The organism is Mesorhizobium sp. M2A.F.Ca.ET.037.01.1.1 (genome assembly GCF_003998075.1).
Lineage (GTDB): Bacteria > Pseudomonadota > Alphaproteobacteria > Rhizobiales > Rhizobiaceae > Mesorhizobium.
In genome coordinates this window covers 1-12,981 of the sequence record NZ_RZSA01000054.1, presented here as the reverse complement: position 1 = coordinate 12,981, position 12,981 = coordinate 1, and the positions used below count along the sequence as shown (strand labels likewise).

General features: G+C 62.8%; 17 protein-coding genes. 5 read left to right on the top strand and 12 right to left on the bottom strand.

The window, feature by feature from the left end; all coding sequences use genetic code 11:
* Window positions 1-752, bottom strand: a 752-nt coding sequence (locus tag EOA27_RS04975; protein WP_145970265.1) for an alpha/beta hydrolase, incomplete at its 3' end; no start/stop codon positions are given.
* A gap of 90 nt (window positions 753-842) precedes the next feature.
* The gene (locus tag EOA27_RS04970; RefSeq protein WP_245491031.1) at window positions 843-1,355 is read right to left on the bottom strand and encodes a hydrolase; all 513 of its coding nucleotides are present in this window, start codon (window positions 1,353-1,355) and stop codon (window positions 843-845) included.
* 83 nt (window positions 1,356-1,438) lie between these two features.
* On the opposite strand from EOA27_RS04970, the gene EOA27_RS04965 reads away from it, so the two are divergent.
* The gene (locus EOA27_RS04965) at window positions 1,439-1,678 is read left to right on the top strand and encodes a hypothetical protein (protein WP_126079256.1); all 240 of its coding nucleotides are present in this window, start codon (window positions 1,439-1,441) and stop codon (window positions 1,676-1,678) included.
* A 138-nt stretch (window positions 1,679-1,816) separates the two neighbouring features.
* On the top strand, window positions 1,817-2,020 hold the full coding sequence (locus tag EOA27_RS04960) for a hypothetical protein (protein WP_127255652.1): 204 nt from the start codon (window positions 1,817-1,819) through the stop codon (window positions 2,018-2,020).
* A gap of 84 nt (window positions 2,021-2,104) precedes the next feature.
* Here EOA27_RS04960 and EOA27_RS04955 read toward each other — a convergent pair whose 3' ends face one another.
* The 7 genes from EOA27_RS04955 to EOA27_RS04925 form a co-directional block, all read right to left on the bottom strand.
* Window positions 2,105-2,941, bottom strand: coding sequence for a universal stress protein (locus EOA27_RS04955; RefSeq protein ID WP_126079258.1), 837 nt, complete (start codon window positions 2,939-2,941; stop codon window positions 2,105-2,107).
* 55 nt (window positions 2,942-2,996) lie between these two features.
* Window positions 2,997-3,824: a universal stress protein gene (locus EOA27_RS04950; protein ID WP_126079259.1), complete on the bottom strand. Its 828-nt coding sequence runs from the start codon at window positions 3,822-3,824 to the stop codon at window positions 2,997-2,999.
* 72 nt (window positions 3,825-3,896) lie between these two features.
* On the bottom strand, window positions 3,897-4,322 hold the full coding sequence (locus EOA27_RS04945) for a DUF3775 domain-containing protein (RefSeq protein WP_126079260.1): 426 nt from the start codon (window positions 4,320-4,322) through the stop codon (window positions 3,897-3,899).
* Between the two features lie 39 nt (window positions 4,323-4,361).
* On the bottom strand, window positions 4,362-4,688 hold the full coding sequence (locus EOA27_RS04940) for a cytochrome c (protein WP_126083551.1): 327 nt from the start codon (window positions 4,686-4,688) through the stop codon (window positions 4,362-4,364).
* A 63-nt stretch (window positions 4,689-4,751) separates the two neighbouring features.
* Window positions 4,752-6,527, bottom strand: a complete 1,776-nt coding sequence (locus EOA27_RS04935) for an alpha/beta fold hydrolase (protein WP_127410256.1) — start codon at window positions 6,525-6,527, stop codon at window positions 4,752-4,754.
* A gap of 100 nt (window positions 6,528-6,627) precedes the next feature.
* The gene (locus tag EOA27_RS04930; protein ID WP_126079262.1) at window positions 6,628-7,011 is read right to left on the bottom strand and encodes a phasin family protein; all 384 of its coding nucleotides are present in this window, start codon (window positions 7,009-7,011) and stop codon (window positions 6,628-6,630) included.
* Window positions 7,008-7,235 carry a hypothetical protein gene (locus tag EOA27_RS04925; protein WP_126079263.1) on the bottom strand — a complete coding sequence of 76 codons (228 nt, stop codon included), beginning with the start codon at window positions 7,233-7,235 and terminating at the stop codon, window positions 7,008-7,010. Before EOA27_RS04925 ends, EOA27_RS04930 begins: the two co-directional genes overlap by 4 nt.
* A 152-nt stretch (window positions 7,236-7,387) precedes the next feature.
* On the opposite strand from EOA27_RS04925, the gene EOA27_RS04920 reads away from it, so the two are divergent.
* Both EOA27_RS04920 and EOA27_RS04915 read left to right on the top strand, forming a co-directional pair.
* The gene (locus EOA27_RS04920; protein WP_348639853.1) at window positions 7,388-7,942 is read left to right on the top strand and encodes a flavin reductase family protein; all 555 of its coding nucleotides are present in this window, start codon (window positions 7,388-7,390) and stop codon (window positions 7,940-7,942) included.
* A gap of 87 nt (window positions 7,943-8,029) precedes the next feature.
* Window positions 8,030-8,857: a universal stress protein gene (locus EOA27_RS04915; RefSeq protein WP_127255650.1), complete on the top strand. Its 828-nt coding sequence runs from the start codon at window positions 8,030-8,032 to the stop codon at window positions 8,855-8,857.
* Between the two features lie 57 nt (window positions 8,858-8,914).
* On the opposite strand, the gene EOA27_RS04910 is transcribed toward EOA27_RS04915, so the two are convergent.
* A complete protein-coding gene (locus EOA27_RS04910) occupies window positions 8,915-9,175 on the bottom strand; it encodes a hypothetical protein (RefSeq protein WP_127255647.1) in 261 nt (86 codons plus the stop codon).
* A gap of 346 nt (window positions 9,176-9,521) precedes the next feature.
* Here EOA27_RS04910 and EOA27_RS04905 point away from each other — a divergent pair, with 346 nt between their 5' ends.
* Window positions 9,522-9,998 (top strand): plastocyanin/azurin family copper-binding protein, encoded by a 477-nt coding sequence (locus EOA27_RS04905; protein ID WP_126079266.1) that lies wholly within the window; start codon window positions 9,522-9,524, stop codon window positions 9,996-9,998.
* 91 nt (window positions 9,999-10,089) lie between these two features.
* Here EOA27_RS04905 and EOA27_RS04900 read toward each other — a convergent pair whose 3' ends face one another.
* Together EOA27_RS04900 and tssH are read right to left on the bottom strand one after the other, a co-directional pair.
* A complete protein-coding gene (locus EOA27_RS04900; protein WP_245467255.1) occupies window positions 10,090-10,533 on the bottom strand; it encodes a host attachment protein in 444 nt (147 codons plus the stop codon).
* Between the two features lie 279 nt (window positions 10,534-10,812).
* A partial coding sequence (tssH, locus tag EOA27_RS04895; protein WP_127255644.1) for a type VI secretion system ATPase TssH occupies window positions 10,813-12,981 on the bottom strand: 2,169 nt, incomplete at its 5' end.

Sequence of the window (12,981 nt, the reverse complement as noted above, 5' to 3'; positions counted from 1 at the left end):
TGTTCATGCAGCTCCGGAGCGCTGTCGATATTGATGCCGGAGAAGCGCAGCGACAATGGTTCAACGCCTCTGACGAAGCTCATCACACGGTCTCTTTCGGCTTGGGGCGCGGCCGCTACCAGCGCCGGCCGAATGCCGAGGAAGCGAATGAGTACCGATGGCGCGATGTTCTCGGCTGCCCACCAGGCGAAATCGCCGCCGGCGTTGACAGCCCAGAACGCAAACCTGTTACCCGGATCCACGTCGACCGAGACCGGACTGGTGGGCGAATAAAGGGCCGGGACGACCAGAATGAGAGCGGCGACCTTGTCCGGGTGCCGAAGGCTCAGCTCGACCGCTGACCGCGCGCCAGCCGAAACGCCGACGACCACCGCCTTGGAAACGTTCAGTTTGGTGAGCAGCGCCGCGAGAGCATCGGCCTGAGCGGCCGGAGAAGGGTCTTGCGGAACAGGCGTGCGCAGATAGCCGTAGCGCGACGGCGCGATGATACGGAAGCCCTCCCCCACAAGACCGGAAGCAAGGGCAAGGCCTTGATCAAAGCCGCCGCCGGAGCCGTGGATCGAAAGCAGCGGAATGCCCGCGCCGCTGTCGGCATATTCAACTGGGCCGATGTCGAGCTTGGCGACCAGACTGCCTCGGCCGACGGCGTCGCGCAAGCGACCAAGCTCGTTCCTGTAAAGCACGAAAGCCACACCGGCCGCGGTCGCCATGGCGATAAGCATGACCAGCAGGAAACCGCCAATTCGACTCATGCAAGGGCTCCATCAGGGTGAGCGCATATTGACCTGCCTCGCTCGAACGCAAGTCCATCTATCCAAACTGACAGCGCGTTGCGTTGTGGGCTAGCCCACGGCCGCTACCCCAACGACATAGTTCTTTCCGTAGGCTTCGGCGCATTTCGGGCAGGTCGTATAGAAGAAATAAACGTCGCCCGGTTCCGATTTCCGATCACGCGCCATCTGCAGCATCTCTTCGTGCCACTGCCTTGCCTGGCTGAAGGGGCCTTCGAACACTTTCGTCACGAAGTCCCCGCTCAGCGTCGTCATCTCTTCCTCGGGGACAGATTTCGAAACCGAGAAGAGATGTTCGCTGGTCCAGGGCGAGAGATCGCGGCTGAGAACGATGGACTGGCCATCGGCCGAAGCGCCGGCATCGTCGATGTGCCGATTAACGCGCGTGAAAACGCTGCCCATGTTCACGGGGACATGCATGACGCTGTGCGTCACCGCTCTCACGAACGGCTTGTCACGGAAATGCAGCTCCTGATCATCCCAACCGCCGGGGTTGAACTTCGGGCAGCAACCGGTCGTGTTCACGCTGGTATCGTAGTGTGGCGTCTCGTTCGTTCGCATCATCGTCTCCTGACCTGAGAGCCCCATCAGACCAGCTGGCGAACCGGTCCTCATTGATTCCGGTCAACGCCGCCAGGAATGCACAATTGACGCGCGTCAAGGCAGGTCGGCGCCAACGCGGCTATGGGAATCGGTCGGATAGTCTGGAGACCACCATGGCCCACAAACAGGTATTGTTCCGCTCGGCGGCGCGCGAAAAAATCCTGCGCGGCGCGACCCAACTCGCCGACGCCGTGCGGGTGACGCTCGGTCCTCGTTCGAACTCGGTTCTGATCGAGAAAAAATGGGGCGCGCCCATCGTTTGGTCGCCAGCGTGCTGCTCCTGACGAAGGCGACCATGACGGAGATAGCCGAGCCGGCAAAGGAGCGCGCGCTTGAGCCGGAAATGCCGATGTAGTCGGCGCGAAGGACGGTGAAAGCAGGACGCGATATCGCACGATCGCACGGAGAAAAGGGAGTTCGAGATGGCAAGGAGAACTGACAAGATCGAAGTCGGCATGGACCTGGCCGTAAGATGTCGCGTCACCGACACCTGGCAGGATGATCTGGGGGACCGGTGGGCAACGGTGCGCATTGAAGGTCATGACGTGCCAATCAGGTTGAAGGCGGTCCACTTCTATCCCTTCGATGATCATGATATTGCCCGAGCGCAAAGCGCGGTGCGTTGAAACTGGATCCAGGCGACGCGCTTCAAGTCCCTGTTTCGATGCATGTCGTTGTTGTCCCGGAACCGCGCTTCCGGGCGGCTTGCATCAATGCGACATCAAGACCGGCAGACGCAGATTCGACAAAATCCCCTCCGTCGCCCCGCCAAGCACAAAGTCCCTCAGGCGGGAGTGGCCCCAGCCACCCATGACCAGCAGGTTGCCGCCGACTTTAAGCGCATGCTCCTGCAGGGCGACGCCAATTTCACTGTCGCCAGTTTGAATGGACTGGGCCTTCGCACGCAGCCCGCGCGCCGCAAGTCCATGCGCAAGGCGTTCAGCAATATCCTTGCCTGGCAGCACCTTCTCATCGCTCACGCTCACGATCGATATAGCCGATGCGCGTTCCAGGAACGGCTTCGCGTCGGCCACTGCCCTTGCAGCCACGCGGCTGCCGTCCCAGGCGATCACCACGTTGTCGAGCGCACCGACATCTTCGTCACCCGGGAGAATCAAGGCCGGCCGGCCGGAGCTGAACACGACCTCCTCCGCGGTCATGCGGATGGACTCGGTATCCCTCGCCCATCCCACCATGCAGAGGTCGAAATAGCGGCCCTCCCGGGCGGCAGCTTCCCCTATGAACGCGGGCTGCGCTTTCAACTCCTGAGTGGTCAGGGTAACTTTGCACCGCGCGGCTTCGGCCGCGACATTCTCCAGCAGGGCCTTGCCGCGATTCCTGCTGGCAGTCTCGACCTCACGGATCTTGGCAGGGAGGTCGAGCAGGAAGCTGGACAGTGCGTTGGAAACGTCCGGAATGTCGACATTGATGACCGCCGCATCCAGTGTGGCGCCAAGCTGCTTGGCCACGGCCACCGCATTCGACGCGATCTTCGGGCCCGGCGGGTCCGGATAAGTCGGCAGGAACAGGGATGCCAGCATCTGCATAGCTTGTCTCCTTGGATTTTATGCCCGCCTGGCGGACATGGAATGCAGTGGCTACTCAGTTCGACAGCAGCCTGTGGAACGAGCCCGATCCGAGCAGGGATCGCGTCGCGCCCCCGAACGCCCATTCGCGGAACCGGCTATGGCCATAACCACCGGCCACAATGAGATCGGCCCCGATTCGATCAGCTCCAGCGATAATCGAGTCGCCCACCGAGCTTCCCTCGCTTTCGAGCAGTTGGGACCGGGCTTTCACACCATGCCTCATGAGGAAGCGCACCACGTCCGCCGCGCCATCCCGCGCGACGAGCGTTCCTTCCTCGGCCGCATTGAAAACCGTCACTTCCTTGGCGTTGCGCAGGAAAGGCATCGCGTCGACCACGGCCCGCCGCGCTTCGCGGCAATCCTTCCAGGCGACCATGATCCTCTCACCCTTGAAGGAGGCGAGATCGTCGGCCGCAAACAGAACCGGCCTGCCCGCGGAAAGCACCAATGCTCCCGGATCCACGGTCCTTCGGAAATCGCCGGCGGCGACCGCGGCCGGCGCTCCGGTGATCACCAGATCGGCCGCCCGCGCGTGCAGCGCCACGGCGCGCGTAGGGTCGTCGAGTTCCGCACGCCAGGATGCGCGCTCGTTGTCACCGGCGACGGCGAGGAACTCCTCCTTGAGATTGCTGATCCGATCCTCGATCTCGAGCGTCCGGCGACGCAACACCTCGGCCACAGCCGGAGAGGACTCGCTCGGCGACACCAATGCGGAGGGCTCGGCAGCCGCCAGCGCGATCAGATCCGCCTCGAACTTCCTTGCGACCTGCCGCGCGAAAATCAGGCGCGGCGTTGCCGGGGCGTCGATATCGAGCTGGACCAATATCGTCGTGTAGATCATATCCGGGCTCCATCAGAGAGGGTAGACCAGCACGGCCGAAAGCGCCCCGCTTTGATGTGCATCAACTTCGGTTCAGTCGGGACAGGACAGGCCGAGAGCATCGAGTCCGGCCGCAAGGTGATCGCCCAACAGCGGGTTGCCGCAAAGATAGTCGGCCGTGTGCCTGTTGTGAGCGTAGGCGGCCTGCTGACGAACCTCGTCCCAATCGCCCGCCTTGCCGTCATCCCTGCCGAGCCATGTCAACGCCACGAGGTCGATCTGCTCGTCGACGGAGAGATCCGAGATCAGCGACCCAAGCTCTTCGCGCACGGGGTCATCATCATGGTCCTGAAGCACCGCGACTTCGCCATCGTCCGTGGGATTGGAGCCCGCATCCGGCTCGGTGACGGCGACCTTGACATCGAATCCATGCGCCTTGGCGATTATGAAACAGACCTTGCCGGCGGAGATCGCCAGCTCAGGAGCCTCGGTGTCCTCACTACCGATCCCGCGTTTCATCCGATACCTCCTCTTGCGCCGTCAGCGCCACGGATCCCGTCATTGGCCGAGGCTCCCGATATAGGCGATCATCGCCTCGATCTGATCCGGAGAGGCCACAAACTCGGGCATGTCCGGATGGCCGGTGGAGATTCCCTCGGCCAAGGCTTCCTGCAGGTCCTCGATCGGATAGCGGCGGTGCAATAGACGAAAAGGCGGGGCATCGGGATGGGTGCTTTCGCCAGTCCGGCCGACTGCGTGGCACCGCGCGCAGTTTGTTTCGACCAGCCTTTTGCCATAGGCGACCTGCAGATTATCGCCCGCCCAAGCCGGCGATGCGAAGGCGATAGCAAACGGCAGAACCTTGAGCGCTGTTTGACGTTTCATGGCTGCTGAATACGTCTTGAGCGGACGCCGCGCCTTGACCTCGCTCAAACGGCTGGAACGCAGCTACCGCTCGAGGACATACGTGCCGGGCGCCGCGCAAACCGTCTTCAAGGCGCCCAAGGCATCGCCCCGGTCGGCCGCGACCTCACGGCTGGAATGACCGGCCAGCCATTCGACCCAGGCCAGCCACCAGGAGCCATATGTCACGGCCACCTCTTTTGCCCACTCGTCCGGGCCGGGACGAATGGCGGCATGGCGGCAACTGAGCCTTTTATAGGAACGGCTCGGGTGTCCGGGCTCCGACACGATACCCGCATTGTGCCCGCCGGTGGTCAGGACGAAGTCGATGTCGGTGTCCAGGAGATAGGTCAGCTTGAATACCGAACGCCACGGCGCGACGTGGTCCGTCTCGGTGCCGACCGCGAAGACCGGGGCTCGAATGTCTTCCAGATGAACAGGCCTTCCCTCGACGCGAAAGCGTCCCTCGACAAGGTCGTTGTCCAGATAGAGCTGCCGCAAATATTCCGACTGCATGCGAAACGGCATACGGGTTGAATCGGCATTCCAGGCCATGAGGTCGGTCATCGGAGCGCGCTCGCCGAGCAGATATTCGCGCACCATGCGTGACCAGATCAGATCCTGCGAGCGAAGCATCTGGAAAGCGCCAGCCATGCGGCGCTGGTCGAGGGTGCCTTCCACCCACATCACGTCCTCGAGCAGCGTGATCTGGCTCTCGTCCATGAACAGGCCGAGCTCGCCCGGTTCTTCGAAATCCACCTGCGCTGCGAAAAGCGACAGGCTGGCCAGGCGGTGGTCGCCGTCACGGGCCATTGCCGACGCCGCTATCGACAGCAGCGTCCCGCCAAGGCAGTAGCCCACCCCGTGAATCCGGCTGCTTCCCGTCGCCGCCTCGACCGCGTCCATGGCCGCCATCGCGCCGAGCCGGCGATAGTCGTCGAGCGAGACTCCAGCCTGATCGCTGCCCGGATTGCGCCAGGAGATGCAGAAAACCGTATAGCCGCTCTGGACAAGATAGCGGACCAGCGAGTTCTCCGGTGAAAGATCGAGGATGTAGTATTTCATGATCCAGGCGGGGACGATGAGGATCGGCTCCTCCTTCACGGTGTCCGTCATCGGCGCATAACGGATCAGCTCGATCAGTTCATTGCGGAAGATCACCTCGCCCGGTGTGGCGGCAACCTCGATGCCCGGCCGGAAGTTTTCCACGCCAGCCGGCGGCTTGCCGTCGGCCAGACGCAGCAGGTCGTCGACCAGATTGCTGGCGCCGTTGACGAAATTGGCGCCATTTTTCCGCAGGGTCTTGTCGATGACCTCCGGGTTAAGCGCCGGGAAATTGGAAGGAGAGACGGTATCCAGGATCTGCCGGCTATAGAACTCGACGAGGCGCTCATGCCTTCTGGTAACGCCTGGAAGTCCGCTGGTCGCGTTGTGCCACCATTGCTGGGAAAGCAGGAAGGCTTGCTGCGCGGCGTTGAAGGGGAATGACTGCCACGCCTGATGCTGGAACCTTCTGTCTTGCGGCAGGGGTGTGATGGTCGGCGCAGCGGTCCCCATTCCAAGCCCGCAGCGAAAAAGAAAATCATTCAACCTGACGAGCTTCTCGACCGCCTTGGTGGAGACCTCCGCCTGCTTGCCCGGTGATGTGGACAAGTGCAGCAGCCAGTCCTGCCAGGCCTGCAGGAGGCTAATCGGCGAAATGCCCGCGGTGAAGGCCGCTACCAGAGCATGCGAGAGCCTGTCGACATCGCGATAGACCCTTGCGCTTTCTTCGTCCGGCAATAGCGGCGCCGGGGCCGCGGCCATCACCTCGGTGCCCATGGAGCCCTGCGGCGTCCCCGGATCTTCCGCCATGTCATGACTGCTCCAGGCGGAGGACCGATCGGCGGCTGGCTTCCAGCTTTTCCCTGATGGCGACATTTCAGGCGGGAAGCGTTGCCGCGGCCATGTCGTTCATCGTTGCTTCCGCCTCCTTGCGGACTTGCCCGGCTGTCTCCGAAGCCAGCTTGGCGCCGATGGAAGCGAATTTGCCGGCTTCCTTCGCATAGTCGGAGGTGGCGTTCTGGACGAAATTCACGAACACGTCGAACGCATCGACGAACTCGTCACCGCCGATCAGCTCCTCTACAAGCTTCAGGTCATCCTCGAACCGCCGCTTGAGGAAGGACACGCCTTCGATCTGGTAGCGCAGCAGCGCGCGGACCGAATGCGCCTGCATCGCGGCGGCGGCTCTTACGAATTTCTGGCCGGTGTGGGCGAAAGGGAGCAGCTCGGGCGCCCGAAACTCTTCTGGATTCCACATCATGGTGTCTTTCCCTTCGCTTCTCGCTTCAATTCTGATTTTGGGTGATGCGGCCGTGAGCGGCGCCCAAAGCCGTGGCTTGCGGACAAGCCTTTGCTTCGCCGGAACGACGCCCGCTCGAAATAGATCGCGGCTCCGGCGATGAAGCCGAGGCAGAGCACGGCGCCCCATAGCAGGAAATCTTCAGTGACCATCAACGAGCCCCTTTGGCCGTCCTGGCCGAACATCGCAGGTGCCGCGCAAGCTGGCATTGATCATGATCAATCCGGCCCGGCATGCCGGCTTTGACCCTGATCAAGGCGAGTGACGCCAATGCCCGCGACAAGTCCGGGACAACAAGCCCACAAGCCCACCCGCAGACGCAAAGCGAGGGACGGATATGAAGGAATTGCCGCTTGCCGATGTCTACCGGCTGATTGAGCCCGGTCCGGTCGTCCTGCTTTCGACGCGGTCCAGGCAAGGCCGCTCGAACATCATGACGATGTCCTGGCACATGATGGTGGAAGTCGCGCCGCCAATGATCGCCTGCGTCGTGTCAAGCAATGACCTCTCCTTCTTCGCCTTGCGTCAAACCAGGGAATGCGTGATCGCGCTCCCTGCCGTCGGCCTTGCGGAGAAGGTCGTGAAGGTCGGCAATTGCTCTGGCCGGGACACGGACAAGTTCGCGACCGCATGGTTCACGCCGCTTCCCGCCGAACAAGTATCGGCGCCGCTGGTGGCCGAATGTTTCGCCAACCTAGAGTGCCGCGTGGTCGATACGCGCCTGGTCAACAGACACAATCTCTTCCTGCTGGAAGTCGTCAAGGCTTGGATCGATCCGCAACAGCCGAGGCCAAAAACCATCCATCACATCGGGCATGGCACCTTCGGTGGTCGATGGCGAGGTCATCCATTTCGAATCCCGGATGCCTTGAAAGTCGGGGGCGCGGCTTAGAAACGACTTTGATCCACATCAAGGCGCGCAGGCTCTTGCGACATAGGGTTTGGTCCCTCGAGAAGGATCAAGTCGAAGGCGCGTACGATGAGCTACAAATCAATTCTCCTGAACCTCAATATCGACGGTCCGATCGAACCGATCACGCGGATCGGCGTGAATCTCGCCAGGCGCTTTGATGCCCGTTTGATAGGGTTTTGCGCCGCGGATGCTCCGTTGCCGGTGACGATGGCGCCTGAGGGCGCGGCGATCGCCGCCGATATCTGGGAACAGTCGCGGGATGAGATCCGACGCCGCCTGACCAGCCTGAACGGCGAGTTCGACGGCCTGGTGGCCGGAGCGGTCAAGACGGACTGGCATGGCGATATCGAAAATCCGAATCATGCCGTGGCCCGGAGAGCCCGCATGGCCGACATCGTCGTCACCAGCGCTTTCCAGGGCGCGTCGACGGGCGACTCTTACCGCACGGTCGATCCAGGATCGCTGGTGCTGCGCGCGGGCCGGCCGGTCCTGGTCGCGGCTCAGGGCGCGATGGATTTGCCGGCTCGCAGGATCGTGGTGTCCTGGAAGGACACGCGTGAGGCCAGGCGGGCGGTGGCGGACGCTGTACCGCTTATGGCCATGGCCGAGGAAGTCACCATCGTCGCGGTCGATCGCAATCCGGACGACTGGACCAGGGACAGCGTCAAGGACGTGGCGAGCTTCCTGGCCGGTCACGGCATCAAGGCGCGCACCGAGATCATCAAGACGGCCGATGATGAAGGCAATCGCCTCGTCGATTTCTTCGCCTCGATGAATGCCGAGCTGATTGTGTCGGGCGCCTATGGGCATAGCCGGTTGAGGGAGTGGGTGTTCGGCGGCGTTACCCGCTCCTTGCTGGACGAGGTGTGGCTCAATCGGCTGATGTCGAACTGACGCCGCAACTGAGGGCACAGCTGCATGCAGGGGAATGCGTGGTGTCGCTGCAGGCGACTATTTTTCGACGCATTGACCGAAATCAAAATTCTTCGCATCGAAATCCTTCATATGTGGCGCATTCAGGCACTTAAGGTAACGCCGCTCAATGAGAAATGCCGTCGTGAGGCTTGTCGACACCTGCAATGCTGAGAGAAGCAAGGGATCGGACTTTCCAACCATCTGGAGAGATGTGCTGAAGGCGCATCCCTGCGTGCTCGGGCAGCCGGTGCAAGACAGCGGAGAGGACGGTCCGCTGCTGAGGATTCCCTTGATCACCGGCCAGGTCCTCGTGTTCCTGGGTTCGCATTTTTCTCTGTTGTGAGCTCCCGCGCCGGGCGGTCTTGAGGGTTTGGCCGAATCCTGTCCAACTTGACGAGGATCACGGTTATTGCGTCGCTAACCCGTCTTCACGCCCCTAGCAATCAGTCGGGACGCCGCCGATCTCCCGGGCGGCTGTCTCGGCCGCGTAGACATCGTCGACTGTGATGTTGATCGCCAACCACCGGGCGTCGGGACCGTCAGCGGGTTGTCAGGCTGGGCTTGCTAGACAGCGCTCGCGACCAATCATCTTTCCAAGCAGTCCGCCTTTGTGGTCGTCGGACGGCAGACAGGAGCACATTCGATGCAGTTTCTGAAAATTGGACTTGCGTTGACCACGCTGGCCGTTGCGGCGCCGGCGTTCGCGGATTCCACGGTCAACGTGAAATTGTGGGACAAGAACGGCGACATGAACGCCGACGCCAAGATGGGGATGGGCATGCCGGCGAATATGAACATGGCGATGATGAAGGTTCAGGTCGACAAGAAGGTCGTGCCGGCTGGCAAAGTGACCTTCGATGTGACCAACACCTCCAAGGCCACGGTCCATGAAATGATCGTCGTTCCCGTGGCGGACCCAAAAAAGACGACGCTGCCCTATATTTCGAACGAGAACCGTGTCGATGAGGATGCGGCCGGCCATCTGGGTGAGGTCTCGGAACTCGATCCGGGCAAGTCGGGTTCGCTGACGCTCGACCTCAAGCCAGGCTTCTACGCGGTCTTCTGCAACATCCCCGATCATTTCATGAACGGCATGTGGGCCACCATCAAGGTTCAGTAAGACGACACCGAGCACGCCCGGCGACGAACCGCGGCGTGCTCGCCCAGCCAATGTGGTTATGCCGATCAGGGCGAACGGAGTGTCGATGGGCTCAGGCGGCTTCTATGGCGCTTTTGATCGACGTCACGGGGTGCTTGACGAAGTCCTTGGCGACCTCGCCGACAAGTTTGGCGCTCAATGACGGCTGATAGTGCCTTCGCATCTCACCAAGCGTGCGCGGATCGGCGATCACCAGTATATGCTCGCAGGCTTTCTCGCGGGCCTTGTGATTGAGGTAGCTCGCGATCGACGCGGCAAAGTCGTCTTCACCCAGCCGGGACTCGTCCGGATTGGCGGTTGAACTGCGATGCCTGCCGCCGGATCCGGCGTGGGCCACTTCAAGGACCGAATCCTCGACTTCGATCAGGTCGAGATGAGGTTCGTGCCCCTTGTTGTGAAACAGCCGCAGGCTCTCGCCATCCGTAACCGCGACGAGAGTGCCGTTATTCAGAATCATGTGTTTCTCCGAGGTCGGATCAGCCGAGCACTCCGGCACCGTCCGATCATTTCACTGCCATTGCCAGACAGGTAAGCCCCGATCCCCTCGCGTCGCTTTGACCTTGATCAAAGCCGGGCACGGCCATGAACGACCGGCTAAGTCGAGCAGAAGGCGGAATGCAGCGCCTCGATGACAGTCAGCACCTCCGGGCGGTGCCAGGCGATCGAATCCGTCGAAGCGCCCCCCTCGGCGTAGATCATGCCGGAGCATCAAAGCCGACGAACTTGGCATGCCGGACGGCGGCGCCGTCGAACCTTGACCCGCCGCGGCAAGGTCCTATTCGAAGGAGTAGGTGAATCCTTCCGGCGACGCACCCACGATGACTTTCGCCATCTTCTTGCCCTCGAGCGAGCGGTTGAGCACGCCGCGGCTGAGTTCCGGCAGCAGCGTGTTGGTCAGGATGGCGTCGATCATGCGCCCGCCGGACTCGATCTCGGTGCAGCGCGCCTTGACCAAATCCATCACGCCATCGCCGATCACCAGCTCGGCGTCGTTGGTGGCCTTGAGCCGGCGCGCGATCTTGCCGAACTGGTGCCGGGCGATCGCCTCGATCATCGCGTCCGACAGCGGATAATAGGGAATGGTGACGACGCGGCCGAGGAAGGCGGCCGGGAACACTTTCAGCAGCGGCGCGCGCAGGGCCTGGTCGAGATCGTCGATGCCGGTCCGCACGGTGCCGTTCCTGGTGCGGTCCATGATGACGTCTGAGCCGACATTCGAGGTGAGCAGGATCAGCGTGTTCTTGAAGTCGATCCTGCGGCCTTCGCTGTCATCCATCATGCCCTTGTCGAAGACCTGGAAGAAGATCTCGTGCACGTCCGGATGCGCCTTCTCGACCTCGTCGAGCAGGATCACCGAATAGGGTTTCCTGCGCACCGCCTCGGTCAGGATGCCGCCCTTGCCGTAGCCGACATAACCGGGCGGCGCGCCCTTGAGCGTCGAGACGGTGTGGGCTTCCTGGAACTCTGACATGTTGATCGAGATCAGGTTCTGCTCGCCGCCATAGAGCGTCTCGGCCAGCGCCAGCGCGGTCTCGGTCTTGCCGACGCCGGAAGGGCCGCAGAGCAGGAACACGCCGACCGGCTTTTCCGGCGCGCCGAGGCCGGCGCGGCTGGTCTGCACGCGCCTGGCGATCATCTCCATGGCGTGATCCTGGCCGACGACGCGTTCGGACAGGGTGGCGGCGAGCTTCAGCGCCTTCTCGGTCTGGCTGGAGAGCATGCGTCCGGTCGGAATGCCGGTCCAATCCTGCACCACGGCGGCGACAGCGTTGCGGTCGACCGACGGCAGGATCAGCGGCGTCTCGCCCTGCGCGGCCGCAAGTTCCGCCATCAACTCGCGCAGCCTCGCCAGGTCGGCGGCGGCTTCATCCGCCGGCTCGGCGGAAACTGTTTCGGCCTTTGCGGCCTTTGCCCCTTTGGCCTTCTGGGTCTTGGCCTTCTTGGCCCCGGCAGCCGCGCCGTCGCCAGCCTTGCTCTCGGCAGCCTTTTGTTCGGGCGCCTTTGCTGCGCCGTGCCCGCTCTCGGTCCCGGCAGTCTCCTCAGCCGCCGCCTCGTCGAGCGGCACACCCTCGCCGCGCAATTTGGCGCGCAGGTCGAGGATCTCAGCCACCAATGCCTTTTCCCGATCCCACCGCGCCTGGGCGGCGGCCAAGGCGGTCTCGGTTTCCGCCAGCCCGGCATCGACACGGGCCTGCCGGTCGGAGACGTCGATGCCGATCGCCGCTTCGCGGCCGATAATGCCGCTTTCGACCTCCAGCGCCTGGCGGCGGCGCAGTATGTCCTCGACTTCGGCCGGCGTCGCATGCTGCGAGACCGCGACGCGGGCGCAGGCGGTGTCGAGCAGGCTGACGGCCTTGTCCGGCAACTGGCGCGCCGGGATATAGCGGTGCGAAAGCGAGACCGCCGCCTCGATCGCCTCGTCCAGGATCTGCACCTTGTGGTGCTGCTCCAGCACGCCGGCGACGCCGCGCAGCATCAGCACGGCCACGGCTTCCGACGGCTCGTCGATCTTGACCACCTGGAAGCGGCGGGTGAGCGCCGGGTCCTTCTCGATGTGCTGCTTGTACTCGGCCCAGGTCGTGGCCGCGATGGTGCGCAATTCGCCGCGCGCCAGCGCCGGCTTCAACAGATTGGCTGCATCGCCGGTTCCCGCCGCGCCGCCAGCGCCGATCAGCGTATGCGCCTCGTCGATGAACAGGATGATCGGCACTTCGGAGGCCTGGACCTCGTCGATGACGGCCTTCAGCCGCTTTTCGAACTCGCCCTTGACGCTGGCGCCGGCTTGCATCAGCCCGACATCGAGCATGCGTACGGAGACATTCTGAAGCGTCGGCGGCACGTCGCCCTGGGCGATGCGCAGCGCAAATCCCTCGACCACCGCCGTCTTGCCGACGCCGGCCTCGCCGGTCAGGATCGGGTTGTTTTGCCGGCGTCGCATCAGGAT